The sequence below is a fragment of the Spirosoma pulveris genome (assembly GCF_054781875.1).
Genome location: NZ_BAAGTO010000002.1, coordinates 270,888 through 286,750 on the forward strand (window position 1 = coordinate 270,888; position 15,863 = coordinate 286,750).

The following is a 15,863-nucleotide window of genomic DNA, read 5'->3' on the forward strand; positions in this document are numbered from 1 at the left end:
TATTTTTGTAGAGCCCGCACCGGCGGACCGGCAATCCCTTGCGTCTTATGACCGGATATTTTTTGAATCATTAAACCAGACGGCTATTGCTCATGCACAGGAACCGCAAAGGATTGCCGGTCCGCCGGTGCGGGCTCTACAGTTGAAAAATGATAATAAGCCGCGCAGGCCCCCTCCGACGATACCATCGGCGCACCTAGCGGGCGTTCAGGGGTACAGGTTCGCCCAAATTGACTGCACTCATTCGGTTTTTTAATGCCTTTCAGCACCAGACCGGCAATGCAATCGAGGCATTCGGGTGCTTTGGCGATGGAAACCGAAAATTTACGATCGGCGTCGAAAGCAGCCAGTTCCGGACGTACGGCCCAGCCGCTGCCGGGAATGGTTCCGATACCCCGCCACTCGCGGTCGACGGTTTCGAACACTTGTTCGATGATGCGCCGGGCTTCGGGGTTTCCTTCCGGACGTACCACCCGGGCATACTGGTTTTCGAGTCGGTACTCACCCCGTTCCAGTTGCCGCACCACCATCAGGATTCCCTGCAACAGATCGACCGGCTCAAATCCGGTTACAACCATTGGCATTTTGTACTGCTCAACAAGCGGTCCATAGGCATCGATACCCATGATGGCACAAACGTGGCCCGCAGCCAGAAAACCCTGAATATGGGTATCATCGTCCTGAATAACAGCCTCCATAGCCGGGGGCACCAACACATGCGATGCCAGAATTGAAAAGTTTTTGAACCCCAGTTTCTGCGCCTGTACCACAGCCAGTGCATTGGCAGGAGCCGTTGTTTCGAAGCCTACCGCGAAGAACACCACTTCGCGACCGGGGTTTTCGCGCGCCAGCCGAACGGCCTCCAACGGGGAGTACAGAATCCGAACGTCGGCCCCGCCCGCCTTCGCATCGAGCAGACTCTTGGTGGAGCCCGGCACCCGAATCATATCACCAAAGGAGCAGAGTATCACATTTTTTTCTTCGGCCAGATAAACCGCTTTGTCGATCAGGTTAACGGGCGTCACGCAGACCGGACAACCCGGCCCATGCACCATCGTGACAAACTCAGGCAATAGGTTCAAGATACCGTTTTTAACCAGGCCGTGAGTTTGCCCGCCACACACTTCCATAATCGTCCAGGGACGGGTGGCCGTTCGGTGCAGTTCCTGAACATACTGCTCTACCAGGTCAGGGTCGCGATATTCGGTAAGGTGTTTCATAGGGCGTGACGATCAATTTGGCTGCTTTCTGTTAATTCATCCAGTTCACCGATCTCGCGGAGATAGGCAAACGTCTTTTCGGCCTCTTCTTCATCGACGATGCTGATGGCGACCCCTACATGAACCAGCACATAGTCGCCCTCTTTCGCCAGCGGAACCATATCCAGACTGGCTTCTTTAATGATACCGCCAAAGGCTACGCGGGCCATGCGAACGAGGCCGTCGTACTGGTAGTCAATGGATTTTATTTTACCGGGAATGGCTAAGCACATGAGCAGTTTCGGGTTTAACGTGTACTGTGTTTTTTGTAATCAGTGCATACTGAGCAATCTGCCCGAACGAGATGCATTCGTCGTTGGGCGAAAGCTGTTGATGAAAATAGAGTTGATGGGCCGGTTCGAGTGCATGCCGCAGCCAGTCGACCAGCAACGCGTTTTGAAAGACGCCCCCACTAAAAGCCAGTTGCCGACTACCCGTTTGCCGCGCCACAGCCGCGACAGCCTGCACCAGCGTATAATGAAATAAAGCGGCAATCTGATCGACGGGCAGCCCAGCCTGAAGATCGTTTACTACAGCCGCTACAATAAATTGCGTTGGAATCTGGGTCGTCAGCAGGGTTCCGGGCAGGTAACTTTTCCCGATTGGGTAGCCATTCATCCGAATGTATCGGGCGGCAGCATTTTCCAGCAGCAGGGCGGCTTCACCCTCATAACTGACTTTATCGGCAAGACCCAGCAGCGCAGCCACCGCGTCGAAGAGCCGCCCCACACTGCTGGTTTTCAACCTGCTCCCCCCCCCGGACCCGTTCACTAATTCTGGCAGTTTTGCGTACAGATTCCACTCTTTTTCGCTAAATTTTAACCGTAACAACTCAGCGGCACCTGGTACGTTAAAAGCCAGCGACAGTGCCGAAAGCCGGGGTTCGCGGGGCATCTTGTCACCCAGCAGCGCATCGAAATAGGCGAAATGCCCTACCCGTTCAAACGCGCCATCTTCGAATTTGATAAACTCTCCTCCCCAGATTTGCCCATCTGTTCCATAACCGGTTCCGTCCCAGATGACGCCTAAAACCGGCCCAGCCTGCTCCATCAGCCTATTTTCGGCCAGCACGGCCGCCAGATGCGCTTCGTGATGTTGAATGGCTATGAGCGGAACGCCCCAGGTCGCGGCCAGTTCATGTGCTAACTGGGTAGAAAAGTAGCCTTCGTGTTGGTCAGCCAGAACGGCATCGGGGGTGGCATTAAAAAGCGTCAGGAAGTGATCAAGAGTGGCGCGAAAATTTGTTTGGGTGTCGTAACTCTCCAGGTCTCCCAGGTACTGACTAACGTACGTATTTCCCCGTAACTGCCAGGCAAATGTACTTTTGAGGGATGCCCCGAGGGCAAGCACATTGGCCGTCGTTTGGGTGAAATCCGATAGCATGACCGTGGGTGCCAACCCCCGCGAACGACGCAGAATAATAGGCTGGCGGTAGGTCGGCGACAGGCGCACCACCGAATCGTCCTGCGGCACAACGATTTCCCGATTATGGGTGAGTAACAGGTCTGCCACGGCGGGCAGTTGGTCCATAGCCTGTTCGTTGGTGTAGCAAATGGGCGAACCGCTGCTGTTTCCGCTCGTGGCGACCAGTGGCTTACCAAAGGCACCGGCCAGCAACGCCAGCAACGGTGCGTACGGCAGCATAACACCTATCTGGTGTAAGCCGGGCGCAATCTGATCGGCAACCAGCCCTGAGGGTAGCTGAGGTCGTTTATCGAGTACCACAATGGGCGATGCCGGGCTCATCAGTAAAGCCTGTTCGTCGTCAGCCAGGTAGCAGTCCTGCTGTAGCTGGTCTATGCCGGGGTATAAGATGGCCAGCGGTTTTGTTGGCCGGTGCTTTCGTTGGCGGAGTTGATGGATGGCCTCTACATTGGTCGCATCGCATAGCAGCAGAAAGCCGCCGATTCCTTTTACAGCCACAATACAACCTCCCCGCAAACTAGAAGTCAGCGTGCGGAGCAATACAGCTTGGCTTGCCTCCAGTTGACGACCTGATGCCTCATAAACGCAGATCTCAATCGGACAATTGGGGCAGGAGTTCGTCTGTGCGTAGAACCGCCGGTCGGCCGGATCATGGTATTCCCGTTCGCAGTCAGCGCACAGAGCAAACGGGACCATCGTCGTCGTTGGTCGGTCGTACGGGAGTTGGCGAAGAATCGAGTAGCGCGGGCCACAGTGCGTGCAGGTCGTGAATGCGTACCCGGAACGCCGATTGGTCGGGTCATTCATCTCCGCCCGGCAGGCATCGCAAAGTGCCAGATCGGGCGTTAGCAACAGCGATGCCGGACCGTTCATCTGACTTTCCACAATGGTAAAATCCCAGAAATCAATTGGCTCAACTATGGCAATCTCCACCGATTGGATTCGGGCTAGTGCAGGCGCTTCGATCCGAACACGATGGGCAAGTACATGCACTGTTTCCGGGTCGGAATTGGTATAGATATGTACCCCATCGGCTCCGTTACTCACAGACCCTTTCAATTTCATCGACCGCGCCAGTTGCCAGACGAATGGCCGAAAGCCCACGCCCTGCACTTGTCCGATAAGATGAAGATGGAATGTCATGGCGTATATAAAGACGCATCAATGCGTCTCCTGACCGGGTGGTTTTATTTAACGCAGATATTGCTGTGTAGAGACGCAACGATGCATCTCTACACAGCAACACCTTTTTTCTGCTCAACTTTGGCCAGCAGCCAGTTGCACCAGGCGTCGAGACCTTCGCCGGTGGTGCTCGATATGGTGAGCACCTCGATATCGGGGTTCACGTCGCGGGCGTCCTGAATTACATTTTCGACCTTAAACGGAACGTATGGCAGTAAATCGGCTTTGGAAACGACCATAAGTTCGCTGGTTAGGAACATGCGCGGGTACTTCTTGGGCTTGTCGTCGCCTTCGGTCGATGCCAGCAACGTAACGCGAAAGTCTTCGCCCAGATCGAAGGCGGCCGGACAGACGAGGTTGCCTACGTTTTCGATAAACAGCAGGTCAACGCCTGTCAGGTCGATATGATCGAGGGCCTGATAAATCATTTGTGCTTCGATGTGGCACATGCCGCCCGTTACGATTTGCAGAGCGTTGATGCCTACATCGCGCATCCGGATAGCGTCGCGTTCGGTTTCGGGATCGCCCACCAGGACGGCCATGTTGAGTCGCCCGCGGAGTCGCTTGCCGGTTTCCTGCATGAGCGTGGTCTTGCCGCTTCCCGGCGATGAGCAAACATTGATGACCAGCACATCGGGCAGACGATCCCGAATGGCTTTTGCTACAAAATCATTGACCTTGAGCAGATTCAACGTGGTATTTTCGCATTGTACGGCTCCCACAGAAGCCTGATTGGATTTCGGTCTGGCAGTTGTCATAGGTTTGGTTGGTAGTAGCTGGCAATCAATAACCAGCTTAATCATCGAACTCCACTTTGCTGATCAGCAACTCTTCGCCCTGAACGACGTTTCGGCTGGGCTTACCGCAGGAGCACACAAACTTATATTGCTGCACTTCGGTCGTCTTGTCACACACATCGCAATAAATCAGAATGGGCAGTACGTCAACATGCAGACTCGTTTGCTGGTAACGGGGCTCGTCTTCCAAAACGGCCGCAAACGCATTCTGCATTAGTATCGGCTGCACATTCGAGAGGAGTCCGGCCTTCAAGTAAATTCCCCGTATCCGGCTCATATCGGCCGGAAACTCGTCTTCCAGTGTCCTGAAAATGTTACGGACCAGAGAAATCTCGTGCATGTTGGTGATTGAGTTATTGGTTATTGTACAAGAGCTAACCAATCACCAACTCGCCCAGTCGCAGCAAGTGCTGTTCGGCATCGTTGATAAGTGCTTCATCTGTCACCAGAAACCGCACTTCACCGGCCTTCTTGACCATGTCGTTGTAGAGAGCACGCTGGTTTTCGGGGTCATCTTCGCCCACGTACCAGCCCGCTTCCAGGTAGTTGAGGATGGTCAATGCCCGTTCGTAAGGATAAGCTTCGGCTGTACGCACCCGCAGGGCATCGCGGTAATAGCCGATGGCTTTGGCATAATTGTCGGACTTGGCGGCCTGCGGGTATTTTGTCAGGGCATTGGCGTAATGGTTACAGATGGTGGCGTATTCATACGGAAACTCCTCCCGCGTAAAATAAGCCAGCGCCTGCTGAAACGAACTTGACGACACGGCCGCCCAGATACTTTTCTTCTTGACTTCGTCCGGAATCTCGGCAAAAATTACCCCGAGGTGATGCTGAATCTCGGCAAAAACGGCCGGGGCATTTTGCTGGGTAAATACTTTAAGTGCTTCCTGATATGCTTCCATCGCCGGGCGGTAAAATTGTGGGTTACCACTCTGCGCCCAGGTATACAGCAAGACGCCTTTGCGGTATAACGCATTGGCCAGCAGTTCGGTCACCTCCGCATTTCGAAAGATGGTCACTGCCCGACTGATGTAGCCAAGGGCTTCGGCAAAGCTATTCGTGTAGTTGGCCACCTGAGCCGCATCGACCAGCAACAAGCCCACCTGAATAGTGCGTTGCTGAGTTTCATAATACTGCAATACCTGCCAGAGGGCCGTTTTGGTCTGTTCGAGCAGGACGGCATCGTAGGGAACGACGAGTTGCTGTAACCAAACGGCGTACTGAACCGCCAGCAACTCGTGTCTGGCGGCATCGCTTAGCTCGGCGGTAGCAGCTTCTGCCAGCACCAGATTTGCGGCTGTTAACTGCCCGGTGTCGAGCAGCAGCGTGGCGTAGTGCTTGGTGGTGTAGGCCGTGTAGTCAGGATTGGGCGCGTGGCTCAGGGCTGTTTGATACGCTTCCGATATATCCTTGTTATCAACCTCCGTTTCGAGGTTGCCGTAATGCAGCGCCACTGCCCGGTTGTGCCAGCGCCGGTAGGTTTCAAACGTGCCAACCCCATTGACCGGCCGCGCCGGTGCTTCCACCGCTACACCCGCCTGCAGGCGGTTTGTCAGATCGACAGCATCGACCAGCGAGCGATCGTGCCGCCCATGTTCGTACGCCTTCTCCCAGTTAGCTAACTGCATAAACAGCACTGTCAGCAAATTTTCGGGTGAGAAGGGTAACGGGTTCGGTAAGAGAACCGGCGGCAGCGATTCACTCCAGTCGAGCGGTAATTGAATGATCCCTTCGGCAACGACTATCGTGTCAGGATCAGCCTTCGTATCGGAGATCGACACAAGCTGCACCAGTTCATTGAGCCTGAATTCGGATTCAATGGCCTGGGCAACAGAAGCGATGGTATCCGTTCGAATAGTTAGATAAAGCATAAGGAAGGATTAAAGCGTAATGCTCAGAATTCCGGTCGTTTTCAACTCATAATGCAGATCACGATCCGAATCGTCGAGATCGTTGTCGATTAGCCATTCGCGAATATTGAGCGACTTGTCGCCCAACAGATTCCGGTCTTTCAGGAGTAACCAGCTGGTTTTGTGCATCTTCTCGAAAAACGCTTTCGACTTCCCTGCCACCAGCAGCGTTTGCCGGTCGGGATAGTATACGACACTTACCTGCAGATCATCACCAAAAGCCTCTTTGGCCACCGACGCCCCGATGAGTAAATAGCTATTTTTCAGGCAGATCATCAACGAGTAACCAGTAACGAATCCTCAATTAAGGCAACAACACGGTCACCGGCGGCTCTTACGGCATCGGACAAGCTGACTTCCAGCTTCGTATTGTCGACCGCAATGAGGTAGACCTGTACATCGTCGGGGTAGTCGTTGAGCAGAATCTTTCGGGCATAGGAAAGCGCCTGATTCCACTTCAGACTATGGAGAAACACCATCGGATCGTCTTCAATAGCGGCTTCCACCTCGTGAGCGGGCAGCTTGTAAAGTGTGCCGGGCTCTTCGCCTGTGTTGACCACCGCATCGACGATCAGAATCCGTTCGTGCCCCCGCAACTGGAACAGCACCTCGAAAGCCGATGTCCCCATATCAAACAAGCCAACGTCGGGCTGTTCACCAAGCGATTTCCGAAGTCGATCGATCACGTAACAACCCACGCCGTCGTCCGAACGAACAGGATTACCGAACCCCATTATGGCAGTTTTTTTCATCAATGAGTGATCGAGTGAAAGAGCGAAAGAGTGCCGTAGCGAAGGTTAGCAGGTATACTGACGTTCGCTCCGCTTTGGCGGTCCGACTTCACTCATTCGCTCTTTCACCCGTTTAATTTATAGTTTAAACTTAGCCAGTTGCTCACCCGATTTGCCGTCGTGGGCGTGAACGGTACAGACCAGACAGGAGTCGAACGAACGGGCTACCATGCCTACTTCGACGGGGTCGTGCGGGTCTTCAATTTCGGTTCCTTCGAGAGCCGCTTCGATGGGGCCGGGATTGCCCCGGTCGTCGTTGGGGCCAACGTTCCAGGTCGTGGGGGCCATAACCTGGTAGTTTTTGATAACACCGTTCTCGATTTCGATCCAGTGCGCCAGCGCTCCACGGGCCGCTTCGGTAGCCCCGAACCCTTTCCCATCGCGCTCTTCCGGCTTGATATAGAATTCGCTGTTAAGATCGATCTGCCGGAGCCACTCGTCAATTTGCGTATATAGTCGGGCGGCTTCGTGAACGCGGGCTAACGTTCGGGTAAATACGTTGGCACCCATTTTGTCCAGCACATCGCCAAACAGCGGGTCATAAACCTGATGCGGCAGCAGATTGTCCGGATTGGCGTTCATGATCACGCGGGCCAGCGGACCGGCTTCGGCTGCCATATCCATGTAGCGGGGCGCTTTGGACCAGCTATATTTTTCATTAAAATTCGAATCGTGCAGCGTATGCGACTGTAAGGGCGTTGGCATGGGTTCGTCCCAGGGGTGAGCCGCCGGCACATCCGCATACCAGGCATGGCCCACGTGTTCCTTGATGCTCAGGTGATCGAAAACATGATACTTACTGCCATCGAAGAAACCGCTCCGGCTAATCAGCGCGGCATTACGGCCCTCTACAGTTGGTTTCTGGTAATGGTCCTTGTGCAGATACGTACCATAAGCAACGAACTTACCCACTCCCTGCCCAAACTTATGCAGACCAAACTCCAGACTGGCCCGGATAAACAGCCCCAGGTCCGAATTACGCTGTGAGTCGTTTTCCTCCACCCAGGCCATCAGGTCGTCCCAGGTTTTGATCTGCATGTACCGCTCAATGGAGCAACCCAGCCAGAGCGTTTCGAGCCAGTCTTTCCGGAACTGGTTCATGATGGCATGGGCGCGGGTAATGTCTTTAAGCGTGGGGGCACACATGACGCCACCGGGCACCATGTAACTCGAGTGCGGCCACTGCCCGCCAAAAAGAGCGTACACCTCTACCGGACGTCCGCTGGCGGTAACCCCCCGCTGAAACGAAGTACCCACATAAGCCGCAAACCGCTTCACTACCTCATCGTAGAGGGGTTTATTGGCAAATTTCTTGTTCGCCATGTCCGTAGCGAAAATGGCGTAGAACCAGCGGGGTATACTCTGGATCGTTTCGGTAGCCTGCCCGATGGCCCGCAGCAGCAGCGCATTGGGCGGCAGGGTTGTTTTCCAGGCTGTATCCAGCGCCGACGAGGCACAGTAAAGGTGTGAACCACCGCAGATTCCGCAAATACGGGGCGTTACGATCAACCCCGCCTGCGGGTCTTTGCCCTCCATAATTTTCTCGAAGCCCCGGAACATGGCCGCCTGTGTATGCGCCCGTGTTACGACACCATCTTCCATATATACCTTCACATCGAGGTCGCCCTCAACCCGCCCAACCGGCGAAATATTTAGTTCTTTCTGCGTTGCCATGTTTAGATTAATCAAAGAGCAAAAGTGTGAATGAACGAACGAGTGCTATACTTCCTGAAGATCACTTCCTTCTTTCGCTCAATATATTATTTGGATGAAGAAAACTGCGGCTGATCGACGCCAACCACACGCTCACTGCCGGAAACCACTTTCTCGAAACCGGCCCGTAGATAGTAACCTAGTTTCGACGTCCCGGTGGGCGTTTCCTTGGGGAGGAAACCAAGGTAATGCATCGTTTTGAAGACACTGCCCTTCTCCAGGTCGTGGTGGGGAAAACCCGGCTCCGTACAACCCAGACAGGGGTGGTTGGCGCGGGTTTTGCTCGATTGCCGGTTCCAGAGAATCCGGTTACAGCTGGCGCGGGTCATGGGGCCACGGCAACCGACTTCATAAAATAAACACCCGCCCCGCTTACCAAATCCGCCGTCGACTTTCTGAGCGAAACTGATAACGTTGGTGCATCCCGTTTGAACGAAATCCGTAAAAAATGTTTTAGGGCGGTGATACTCATCAATGAGCACATCACCGATACGCCCGGTAGCGATGGCCACCAGAATCTGCGTGATCCAGTCGGGGTGAGCCGGACAACCGGGAATATTGATAACGGGCAAACCACCCTTCGACACGTAATCGGAGCCAAGGAAGCCGCCTTTGGCCTTTTTCAGGAATTGCATTCCGGTCGACTCGCTGGGGTTGGGGGCTACGGCGGGAATACCACCCCAGGTAGCACAATCACCAATGGCGACCACATAGCCAACTACCTTCGACAAATCCCGAACCCAGTCCTGCATGGGACGATCTGCAAAGTAGTTCATGGTTCCGGTCCCATGCGGTCCCTGAATGATACTGCCTTCATAAACGAGAATGTCGCACTGCGTACGGCCGCTGACAATATCGTTGAGCAAGTGCGTTACCTGATCGCCGATTTCAAGGCCAATAGACGGGTGCCAGAGGATGTTGACACCAAAATCGGTTACTAAATCGACAACCGTGGGTTCCTCGGCATTCAGGAACGACATCGTGTTGCCACTGCACGCTCCTCCCTGAAGCCATAATACGTTAGCCATGCGAAACGGGGGTATAAGGGTTCGGAATTTTTGAATTATAAGAAGTACAAATATAATTATAATTCTGAATTAGAAAATTTTTTCTAATTCTTTTCTAACTGATTTGCAAGGTGGAACCCGTCTCGCAGACTTACCATGAGCTAGCGCAGGACAAAACCTGATTGTTAACAGGAAACAGGAGAATTTACAGAAAATAGAGGATATTCGACGACTTACGCCAGAGTTGGTAACACCAGCGTTTCAAATTCATAAATACCTTCTTCGGTTAGATGGGGCTTCAGGTGTTCCCAAACCGATTGCTTGTAGCTTCGTTCGTCAAGGATACTACCGCGCATGGCCGAGAATACGGGCAGGAATACAAGCGTCATCCAGAGTGACTGCGCCAGTTGATCATATTGCCCCCGTCTGGCTTCCGGCCGGAGAATTTGCCGCTGCACATGAAACGTGAGCCAGCTCCGCAGTTGCATCAGCATTTTATTGACCGCCCGCTGCCATTGAATCTGTTGAGCCGTCTGCTCCGGGTTCGTCTTAAAAAATTCAGCCAGATAGAACTGGTAATTTCGGAAGAATTGATAGTACAGACTTATCTGTTGATCGAACGCAGCCAGTTCGGGGGCCTGTAAATACTGACGAAAAATATGCGCAAACTCATCGAGCACCTGTTCATAAACCGATTCGATGATGGCGTCTTTTGTCTTGAAATGGTACGCCAGATTCCCGACACTGATTCCAATTTCCTCGGCTATCTGCTGGAGCCGCACAGCATCGACCCCGTGCTCATTAAAGAGTCGGACAGATGCGTTCAGAATGCGTTCCTTGGTCGAGAGCGTCATAGGTTATCAATTCAGACACGTATTCAGTTGATCGGCCGAAACGGTGAGCGTACCACGCTGGTCTTTGGCGGCTAACCGGCGCATGAAATGCGCTTGCTGGGCGGCCCGCTTGGGACAGGAATGAGAGGTAATTCGCCGTTTGATGAACTTGAGCGGATTAGCCGTGTGAGCAAAAATCAACTCAACTTCCCACTCGCCCCGATACAGCCTCAAGTTTTCAATGACGGCGGTATCAGACAGCCATAAGTCATCGTAATAGAGCCGAAAGTCCGTTAAATTCCCCTTCCGCTCCGTAAAGTGAAGACTATTCAGCCCGGCAAGCAAGTTGGCATAAGCCGACTGATCCATCGTAAAGAGCGGATTCATAACGTTTTCAATAAGGTTGATCCTGAGTTCCTTAGAACGAATGTATAACGATTCGTGCGTTAAAGCCACTTTTCCCGCAAAAAATTAGCGTAGCAGCGGAGCTACCCGAGTTCCAAGCAAGTTGATGGACGACATGAATTTTTCGTGCGATAGTCCGGCACTATCCATCTGAAACGTAACTCGGGAAATCCCGCCCAGAGCCTCACTATGTCGTAAAATTTTCTGGGCTACCTCGTCGGGGTTACCCACGAGCAGCGCGCCCTGCTTCCCAATCAAGGCTTCGAAATGGGCTTTGGTAACAGGTGGCCATCCCCGCTCCCGGCCAATACGGGTAAATGTTTCGGCATAACCCGGATAGTAATCACGGATGGCTTCCTCGGTTGTGGCGGCTACGTACCCCAGCGAGTGGAGTCCTACCTGCAACTGCTCCGGCGAATGACCCGCCCGCCGACCCGCTTCCCGATACAGATCTACCAACGGCCGGAAACGGTGGGTTTCGCCCCCAATCACCGCTACCATAAGCGGCAGGCCCAGCATACCGGCCCGAACGAACGACTGTGGAGTACCGCCAACGCCCAGCCAGATTGGTAATTGGTTTTGCAGCGGTCTTGGGTAAATGCCCTCCCCATTGAGCGCCGGACGGAACTGCCCCGACCATTGAACGAACTCGTTGTCCCGAATGGCGAGCAGCAAGTCGAGCTTTTCGGAGAAAAGCGCATCATAATCCTTGAGCTTCAGACCAAACAGCGGGAAGGCCTCCGTAAATGAACCCCGTCCAACCACCAGTTCAGCCCGTCCGTTAGAAATAAGGTCGAGGGTAGCGAACTGTTGAAACACACGAACCGGATCGGCCGCACTTAGCACCGTCACGGCGCTGGTCAGGCGAATTTGCCGGGTCCGGGAAGCGGCAGCGGCCAGAATCAGCGTAGGAGCCGAGTCGAGGAATTCCGGACGGTGGTGCTCGCCAATTCCAAAAACGTCAAGTCCCACCTGATCGGCCCGCTCAATTCGGTCGAGCAGCTGGTGCAGGGAAGCTGCATCGCTGTTGCCGGATTGGTCTCCCTCCTGTTGGCCTTTGGCCGCAAAACTATCTATGCCAATTTGCATTATGCTAGGTTGTCTGCCGACCTTCCGGGCCGGGTTTACTCGTTCACTTCACTTCCGGCCGTAGCAGCGGCACAGCCGGTTCACCAGCACGAAACCGGTCAATTACTTACCGATCTGCCGCATAAAAAAGCGCAGGGCCTCTACGTGGACATCAATGTCGTTGGGGTAGTCGTGTTTCCCGCCAATCACCTTCAGGAGCACAATTTCGGGCTTTCCTCTCTCTTTATACGTGTACCGCTCGATGGTTTTTCCATCAGCGGGGTCGGTATCGGGCAGATTTTCCTGGGTTGGTTTGCCTTGATACCGAGCCAGGCCGGCCCAGTAGGCCAGCGTGCGGTCTGTGGAGCGCACGGCCCCCATATTCATGTTTTTCGCCAGAACCACAACGCCCCCATCGTACGGATTTGTCTTGTCCAATGTACCGTTGACAATCATAACCGGCACAGCTTTGCCCGATGGCGTACAGTCCAGATTGGTTGTATCGGGCAGATTGGCGATAATGGCCGTAATGGCTCGGAACGTACGCGGCATGGTAAGGGCCAGCTTGTACGTCATATGCCCCCCGCCCGATGTGCCCACAGCAAACACCTTCGACCGGTTAATTTTATAGCGTTTCGCGAAGTAATGAACCATAGCCTCGAAGAAAGCCTGCTCATTAATATTATCAATATTGGCCTCTGCCGGAGACGCTTTCCGACATTCATTCCAGTACCGTTTGTAGCCATCCGGGTAAGCGACCAGCATATTCTCGGCCGTAGCTTGTTGCTCCATCTTCACAGCGGATTTCATCATCCCTTTTCCGTTGCCTCCCGACCCATGCAGGACAAAAATCAGTCCCGGCCGATTGACCGACGCTGCGGGAACATTGTTATAATGAAACGACCGATAGTGGCCCTCGATCAGCACAGAATCACTGATAACCTCCGCTCTGGCCGATGTGAAACCAAGAAGGGTCAAAAAAAACAGAAACGTTACTTTTACCATACGATTGTAAAGCATTTAGTTGTGGAATTGGTTCAGCCTGGCCATTGATAGAAAATCAAAGCTCGGCAAGTTGATTTAATACCTATTTATCAGACTTGCTTTGCAGGGGCCCTCAGTACACCGACCGGGCCCGGTCTTCGGGTCGAACACCCCAATCAGCGCTGGGCTTACTGTCCATTTCGATGGTCAGCATTCCGCCGTTCAGAATGGCCTGGTGAAGCAAATAAGCTTTGGTGTAGGGTTTTCCGTTCAGCAGAATACGCTTAATGTACTTGTTTATGGCGCTGTTGTTGACCGTTCTAATCTGAAACGATTTCCCGTTTTCCAAATTGAGCGTAACCTCATCGAACACCGGACTGCCAAATACGTAGGCACCATTGGACGGGTTGACGGGGTAAAAACCCATAGCCGACAGCACATACCAGGCCGACATTTGGCCCACATCTTCATTACCAATCAGACCGTCGGGGCGGGTGGTGTACAGGCTGTCGAGAATGTAGCGCACTTTATCGGCCGTTTTCCAGGGCTGGCCCACGTACCCGTACAGGTAGGTGATGTGGTGGCTTGGCTCGTTGCCGTGTGCGTATTGCCCAATCAGCCCGGTAATGTCGTTGGAGGCTTCACTGCCCATATCGCCATGGACTACGAACAGGGAATCCAGCTTTTGCGTGAACGCTTTCTCGCCCGAGAACAGCGAGATCAGCCCTTCCACATCATGCGGCACCAGCCAGGTATACTGCCAGCTGTTGCCTTCGGCAAAATCATCTTTCATGTGCCGGGAAACCAGCGGGCTAAAGGGTGTCCGGCGTTCGTTGTCCGACACACGCCCGCGCATGAACCGGATCTGCGGGTCGAAATACTGCTGATAGGCCCCAGCCCGCTTGCTGAAGTAGGCATAGTCGGCTTCTTTACCCAGCTTTTTGGCTACTTGCGCAATGGCCCAGTCGTCGATGGCATATTCGAGCCCGCGGGCTACACTTTCCACCAGCGTATCGGCGGGGATATAGCCTTTCGACTTCACGAACTTCAGCCCCCGTTCGTCCAGCATGGCGCTCGCCTTCATGGCCTCAAAGGCGCGGTTAACATCAATACCGGCAATGCCTTTCAGACAGGCATCGGCCACAACGGGCATGGCGCTGTTGCCGGGCATGGTGTTCGTTTCGTTGCCCACCAGATGCCAGACGGGCAGCTTCCCCTGCTGATCGAAGATGGCGAGCATGGAATTGATCATGTCGGCCACGCGCCGGGGCTGCGTCAGCGTGAACAGCGGATGCGCGCTCCGGTAGGTATCCCAGAGCGAAAACGTCGTCATGTTGTTGAACGCAGCTTTCGGGTATACCTGCTTGTCCGTCCCCCGGTAATCGCCGTTATGATCGTTGAACAGCGACGGGGCCACCTGCGTATGGAACAGGGCCGTATAGAAGATTTTGAGCCGGTTTTGATCCTTGGTTTTGACCGAAATCTTGCTCAGTTCCCGGTTCCAGGCCGCATCGGCAGCCTGTGCCACTTTGGCAAAATTCCAGTGTGGCAGCTCAGCCCGAATGTTGGCCAGCGCATTGACTGAACTAACCGGTGAGATACCGACCTTTACCAACACCTTTTCGTTGGCCTGGGTGGTAAAACTTACCACACCCTTTACCCGATTGCCTTTAGCCGATACGCCCGTTATCGCTGTCTGGTCGACATAAAGCGCCAGTTGCTGAATGGGTTTGGCGAAGACAAGGGCGAAATAGAGCCGCTGGTCGGGAGCCCAGCCTTTTGAAAAACGGTAGCCGACGAGAGTCGAATCATTTAGCTTTTCCAGATAGGTTTCTGTCGGTCTATCGCCCACGGCTTCGCCCAAGTCAATTACAATATGGGCGTCGCTGGTCTTGGGAAACGTGTACTGATGCAGGCCCACCCGCTCGGTGGCCGTCAAGGCCACATCGATGTTATACCGCTGTAGTTTCACGGCATAGTAACCCGGACGAGCTGTTTCCTGCCTGTGCGAAAAACGGGACGCGTAGCCGCTCTGGCTGTCTTTAGGGGTTCCCCGGCCGAGTTTGACGAGACCCGTTGTCGGCATGATCTGCACATCGCCCAGGTCGCCGATGCCCGTTCCATTCAGGTGCGTATGTGCAAACCCAACAATCAGGGAGTCGGAATAATGGTAGCCCGAACACCAGTCCCAGCCCTGCGACATCTGAGTCGGACCAAGCTGAACGGCACCAAACGGCACATTAGCCCCCATGAAAACGTGGCCGTGAAAACCCGTCCCAATAAACGGATCGACGTAACGGGTCAGACCGGTTGGTGCCTTAGGAACGGCGACCGACTGGCTTCTACCGGCAAACGGCTGCAACAACCCTACGAAGACGCCGAGTACAAAAAGATAGTTGAGGGATAAACGCATAAAGTAGCAAAATTTGGCGTTGTCGCCGGTCAATATTGTCACGTTCCGGTGGTGTCGGGTTCGCAAACCTGCC

The 15,863-nt window shown here is 53.9% G+C and carries 15 protein-coding genes; all 15 read right to left on the reverse strand.

Going from position 1 to position 15,863, the window contains the following annotated elements:
• Positions 1 to 83: 83 nt before the first annotated feature.
• Positions 84 to 1,220 carry a hydrogenase formation protein HypD gene (hypD, locus tag ACYVJM_RS09420; protein WP_461147969.1) on the reverse strand — a complete coding sequence of 379 codons (1,137 nt, stop codon included), beginning with the start codon at positions 1,218 to 1,220 and terminating at the stop codon, positions 84 to 86.
• The gene (locus ACYVJM_RS09425) at positions 1,217 to 1,492 is read right to left on the reverse strand and encodes a HypC/HybG/HupF family hydrogenase formation chaperone (protein WP_461147970.1); all 276 of its coding nucleotides are present in this window, start codon (positions 1,490 to 1,492) and stop codon (positions 1,217 to 1,219) included. The genes hypD and ACYVJM_RS09425 overlap by 4 nt, the downstream gene beginning before the upstream one ends.
• Complete coding sequence (hypF, locus tag ACYVJM_RS09430; protein ID WP_461147971.1) at positions 1,470 to 3,827, reverse strand: carbamoyltransferase HypF; 2,358 nt, start codon at positions 3,825 to 3,827, stop codon at positions 1,470 to 1,472. Before hypF ends, ACYVJM_RS09425 begins: the two co-directional genes overlap by 23 nt.
• Before the next feature lie 89 nt (positions 3,828 to 3,916).
• Positions 3,917 to 4,624: a hydrogenase nickel incorporation protein HypB gene (hypB, locus tag ACYVJM_RS09435; RefSeq protein WP_461147972.1), complete on the reverse strand. Its 708-nt coding sequence runs from the start codon at positions 4,622 to 4,624 to the stop codon at positions 3,917 to 3,919.
• A gap of 37 nt (positions 4,625 to 4,661) precedes the next feature.
• The gene (locus ACYVJM_RS09440; protein WP_461147973.1) at positions 4,662 to 5,003 is read right to left on the reverse strand and encodes a hydrogenase maturation nickel metallochaperone HypA/HybF; all 342 of its coding nucleotides are present in this window, start codon (positions 5,001 to 5,003) and stop codon (positions 4,662 to 4,664) included.
• A gap of 34 nt (positions 5,004 to 5,037) precedes the next feature.
• Positions 5,038 to 6,537: a tetratricopeptide repeat protein gene (locus tag ACYVJM_RS09445; RefSeq protein ID WP_461147974.1), complete on the reverse strand. Its 1,500-nt coding sequence runs from the start codon at positions 6,535 to 6,537 to the stop codon at positions 5,038 to 5,040.
• Between the two features lie 9 nt (positions 6,538 to 6,546).
• The gene (locus ACYVJM_RS09450) at positions 6,547 to 6,852 is read right to left on the reverse strand and encodes a hypothetical protein (RefSeq protein WP_461147975.1); all 306 of its coding nucleotides are present in this window, start codon (positions 6,850 to 6,852) and stop codon (positions 6,547 to 6,549) included.
• Positions 6,852 to 7,328, reverse strand: a complete 477-nt coding sequence (locus ACYVJM_RS09455; RefSeq protein WP_461147976.1) for a hydrogenase maturation protease — start codon at positions 7,326 to 7,328, stop codon at positions 6,852 to 6,854. The genes ACYVJM_RS09450 and ACYVJM_RS09455 overlap by 1 nt, the downstream gene beginning before the upstream one ends.
• A gap of 117 nt (positions 7,329 to 7,445) precedes the next feature.
• Positions 7,446 to 9,041: a nickel-dependent hydrogenase large subunit gene (locus ACYVJM_RS09460; RefSeq protein ID WP_461147977.1), complete on the reverse strand. Its 1,596-nt coding sequence runs from the start codon at positions 9,039 to 9,041 to the stop codon at positions 7,446 to 7,448.
• Positions 9,042 to 9,127: 86 nt separating this feature from the next.
• Positions 9,128 to 10,108 carry an NADH-quinone oxidoreductase subunit B family protein gene (locus ACYVJM_RS09465; RefSeq protein WP_461147978.1) on the reverse strand — a complete coding sequence of 327 codons (981 nt, stop codon included), beginning with the start codon at positions 10,106 to 10,108 and terminating at the stop codon, positions 9,128 to 9,130.
• 212 nt (positions 10,109 to 10,320) lie between these two features.
• Positions 10,321 to 10,941: a TetR/AcrR family transcriptional regulator gene (locus ACYVJM_RS09470; protein WP_461147979.1), complete on the reverse strand. Its 621-nt coding sequence runs from the start codon at positions 10,939 to 10,941 to the stop codon at positions 10,321 to 10,323.
• A gap of 6 nt (positions 10,942 to 10,947) precedes the next feature.
• Entirely contained in the window at positions 10,948 to 11,307 is a 360-nt protein-coding gene (locus ACYVJM_RS09475; protein ID WP_461147980.1) for a hypothetical protein, read from the reverse strand.
• Positions 11,308 to 11,391: 84 nt separating this feature from the next.
• Complete coding sequence (locus ACYVJM_RS09480; RefSeq protein ID WP_461147981.1) at positions 11,392 to 12,414, reverse strand: LLM class flavin-dependent oxidoreductase; 1,023 nt, start codon at positions 12,412 to 12,414, stop codon at positions 11,392 to 11,394.
• A 102-nt stretch (positions 12,415 to 12,516) separates the two neighbouring features.
• Positions 12,517 to 13,413, reverse strand: coding sequence for a CE1 family esterase (locus ACYVJM_RS09485; RefSeq protein WP_461147982.1), 897 nt, complete (start codon positions 13,411 to 13,413; stop codon positions 12,517 to 12,519).
• Between the two features lie 97 nt (positions 13,414 to 13,510).
• Entirely contained in the window at positions 13,511 to 15,790 is a 2,280-nt protein-coding gene (locus ACYVJM_RS09490) for a GH92 family glycosyl hydrolase (RefSeq protein ID WP_461147983.1), read from the reverse strand.
• Positions 15,791 to 15,863: the final 73 nt, after the last annotated feature.

Bases quoted from the DNA above. Each gene is read 5' to 3' on its own strand.
- hypD (WP_461147969.1), bottom strand. From the start codon at position 1,220: ATGAAACACCTTACCGAATATCGCGACCCTGACCTGGTAGAGCAGTAT.
- ACYVJM_RS09425 (WP_461147970.1), bottom strand. From the start codon at position 1,492: ATGTGCTTAGCCATTCCCGGTAAAATAAAATCCATTGACTACCAGTAC.
- hypF (WP_461147971.1), bottom strand. From the start codon at position 3,827: ATGACATTCCATCTTCATCTTATCGGACAAGTGCAGGGCGTGGGCTTT.
- hypB (WP_461147972.1), bottom strand. From the start codon at position 4,624: ATGACAACTGCCAGACCGAAATCCAATCAGGCTTCTGTGGGAGCCGTA.
- ACYVJM_RS09440 (WP_461147973.1), bottom strand. From the start codon at position 5,003: ATGCACGAGATTTCTCTGGTCCGTAACATTTTCAGGACACTGGAAGAC.
- ACYVJM_RS09445 (WP_461147974.1), bottom strand. From the start codon at position 6,537: ATGCTTTATCTAACTATTCGAACGGATACCATCGCTTCTGTTGCCCAG.
- ACYVJM_RS09450 (WP_461147975.1), bottom strand. From the start codon at position 6,852: ATGATCTGCCTGAAAAATAGCTATTTACTCATCGGGGCGTCGGTGGCC.
- ACYVJM_RS09455 (WP_461147976.1), bottom strand. From the start codon at position 7,328: ATGAAAAAAACTGCCATAATGGGGTTCGGTAATCCTGTTCGTTCGGAC.
- ACYVJM_RS09460 (WP_461147977.1), bottom strand. From the start codon at position 9,041: ATGGCAACGCAGAAAGAACTAAATATTTCGCCGGTTGGGCGGGTTGAG.
- ACYVJM_RS09465 (WP_461147978.1), bottom strand. From the start codon at position 10,108: ATGGCTAACGTATTATGGCTTCAGGGAGGAGCGTGCAGTGGCAACACG.
- ACYVJM_RS09470 (WP_461147979.1), bottom strand. From the start codon at position 10,941: ATGACGCTCTCGACCAAGGAACGCATTCTGAACGCATCTGTCCGACTC.
- ACYVJM_RS09475 (WP_461147980.1), bottom strand. From the start codon at position 11,307: ATGAATCCGCTCTTTACGATGGATCAGTCGGCTTATGCCAACTTGCTT.
- ACYVJM_RS09480 (WP_461147981.1), bottom strand. From the start codon at position 12,414: ATGCAAATTGGCATAGATAGTTTTGCGGCCAAAGGCCAACAGGAGGGA.
- ACYVJM_RS09485 (WP_461147982.1), bottom strand. From the start codon at position 13,413: ATGCTTTACAATCGTATGGTAAAAGTAACGTTTCTGTTTTTTTTGACC.
- ACYVJM_RS09490 (WP_461147983.1), bottom strand. From the start codon at position 15,790: ATGCGTTTATCCCTCAACTATCTTTTTGTACTCGGCGTCTTCGTAGGG.